Below are 2,295 nucleotides of genomic sequence, written 5' to 3' on the forward strand. Positions count from 1 at the left end.
AGTGACAACACAGGAACAACAGTTGCGTCATATCAGGGCGTGGCAGTCGAGCGGATTGTCACAGACGTCTTATTGTCGCAAGCATGGCTTGAACAGCAAGACCTTTGGTAATTGGCTGCGTACTTACCGGAGAACGCAATTGCGTAGTTAACCGGGATCAATGGTACCGGTGGCGATTACACCAGCTGTGCCGGTTACAGATTACTTGAGGCTGCGTTGTTCAGGCGGTCATACACTCGAAGTACCGGCGAATGTATCGCCGCAATGGCTGGGCGAATTGCTGAAATGTCTGGACTGATTGCTCATGTTGGACAAATCTGGATGGTCGTTGAGCCGGTGGACATGCGCCGTGGCATTGATGGTTTGTCGATGATTGTGCAGCAGACGTTAGGCCATTCACCCTGCGCGGGTTCTGCGTTTGTTTTTTGTAATCGCGCCAGGAATCGTATCAAGGTACTGTTATGGGATGGTACGGGCGTCTGGCTGTGTCATCGCCGTTTGCATCAGGGCCGGTTTGTGTGGCCACAGCTTGAAGCGTGTTGTTTTGAATTGACCCAATCACATTGGGAATGGCTGACAGCGGGCGTGGACTGGCAACGATTGTCGGCATTGCCACCTGCCCATCTTCGGGCATGAAAATTTATTAATAATCTATTATTAACAGTCGGTTAGTGTCGTTCCGTGGTATAATAACGGGCATGAAACCCCTGGCGCAACTCGATCAATTGAACCTTGATGCCGATACCAAACAGCAGGTAGCCGGTATTGTCCAGACGCTGCTGGATCAGGCTCAGCAAGCACAACAAGAAATCCGCGCACAGGAACTCAAAATCCAGGCACTCACTATGGAACTGGCGCATTTGCGCCGCATTCGTTTCGGTAAAAAGAACGAATCACTGTCATCCATACAACCCAGCCTGTTTGAAGAATCCGTATTGGTCGACATCGCGGCCGTTCATGCTGAAATTGAGCAAATCGATACGACTGCTAAAACTGCAACGAACAGATCGACACGCAGCCGTGCAGGCCGTCAACCACTGCCCGATCACCTGCCGCGAATCGAACACCGTCATGAACCGGCATCCTGCCAGTGCGGACAATGTGGCAAGGCACTGGTCAAAATCGGCGAAGACGTCACCGAACAGCTCGATGTTGAACCAGCCAGGTTCTTTGTCCACCGTCACATCCGGCCGCAGTATGCGTGCAAGACCTGCGAAACCGTCACCGCGGAACCGGTGCCACCGGCAGTCATCGACGGCGGCATGGCCGCACCTGGTTTGCTGGCCTGGGTGATCATCAGCAAATATCTCAATCACTTGCCGCTCTATCGTCTGGAACAGATCGCTGCGCGCGAGCAGGTCACGCTTTCGCGTTCCACGCTGGCTGAATGGGTCGGCCGTACCGGTGTAGCGCTGCAACCTCTGGCAGATCAATTAAAGTGGCATCTTTTGCAGGGAAACACCCTGCATGCGGATGAATCGCCGGTAGCGCAACAGGAACCCGGCAACGGCAAAACCCGCAAAGCTTACCTATGGGCCTACCGCAGTAACGACCTTGATCCCGGGCCGCGCATTGTTGTCTTCGATTATCAAACCAGCCGCAGTGGCAGGCATGCGCAAAACTTTCTGCAAAACTGGCAGGGCCATCTGCAGGTCGATGATTATGGAGGGTACAAGGCATTGTTCTCCAGAGCAGCATCACCCTGCATTGAACTGGCATGCTGGGCGCATGCCAGGCGCAAGTTCTTCGATCTGCATCAGGCCAACGACAGTCCGATGGCATTCGAGGCATTGCAGCGTATCGGCGAGCTGTACGCAGTCGAGGCTGAGGGCAGGCAACTTGATTGCGTAGCACGTCAGCAACTGCGGAAACAAAAAAGCCTGCCGATACTCGATGCATTACATGACTGGCTGATGCAAACCCGCCTGCAAACAGCCAACGGTGGCGCGTCCGCCAAAGCGTTGGACTATACACTGAAACGCTGGCTAGCGCTGGTACGCTATGCTCACACCGGCAATCTGCCGATCGACAATAACCCAGTAGAAAATTCAATTCGTCCCATCGCTGTCGGTAAGAAAAATTGGCTCTTTGTAGGGTCTGAGCGTGCCGGTCAACGTGCTGCCACCATTCAAACCCTGCTCGGCACCGCACAACTCAACGGTCTTGACCCGGCCGCGTGGCTCAAAGATATCCTCACAAAACTTCCAACCTGGCCTAATAGCCGTATTGATGAGTTGTTGCCGTTAACGCCGGAATTTATCGAAGCATTAAAACAAGAAAAATTATAGATGGTCG

The 2,295-nt window shown here is 53.4% G+C and carries 4 protein-coding genes; all 4 read left to right on the forward strand.

Features of this window, described 5'->3' with window-relative positions; translation table 11 throughout:
• Position 1: 1 nt before the first annotated feature.
• On the forward strand, positions 2–151 hold the full coding sequence (gene tnpA / locus BMY62_RS16755) for an IS66 family insertion sequence element accessory protein TnpA (protein WP_218143014.1): 150 nt from the start codon (positions 2–4) through the stop codon (positions 149–151).
• Between the two features lie 18 nt (positions 152–169).
• Positions 170–298, forward strand: coding sequence for a hypothetical protein (locus BMY62_RS16625; protein ID WP_256207671.1), 129 nt, complete (start codon positions 170–172; stop codon positions 296–298).
• Positions 286–636 carry an IS66 family insertion sequence element accessory protein TnpB gene (gene tnpB / locus BMY62_RS15725; protein ID WP_090662196.1) on the forward strand — a complete coding sequence of 117 codons (351 nt, stop codon included), beginning with the start codon at positions 286–288 and terminating at the stop codon, positions 634–636. The genes BMY62_RS16625 and tnpB overlap by 13 nt, the downstream gene beginning before the upstream one ends.
• A gap of 62 nt (positions 637–698) precedes the next feature.
• On the forward strand, positions 699–2,288 hold the full coding sequence (gene tnpC / locus BMY62_RS15730; protein ID WP_090662199.1) for an IS66 family transposase: 1,590 nt from the start codon (positions 699–701) through the stop codon (positions 2,286–2,288).
• Positions 2,289–2,295: the final 7 nt, after the last annotated feature.

The organism is Nitrosomonas marina, from assembly GCF_900111605.1.
In the GTDB taxonomy this organism is placed as follows: Bacteria; Pseudomonadota; Gammaproteobacteria; order Burkholderiales; family Nitrosomonadaceae; genus Nitrosomonas; species Nitrosomonas marina_A.

Coding starts and splice junctions, on each gene's coding strand:
- tnpB (WP_090662196.1), top strand. CDS start 286: ATGTCTGGACTGATTGCTCATGTTGGACAAATCTGGATGGTCGTTGAG.
- tnpC (WP_090662199.1), top strand. CDS start 699: ATGAAACCCCTGGCGCAACTCGATCAATTGAACCTTGATGCCGATACC.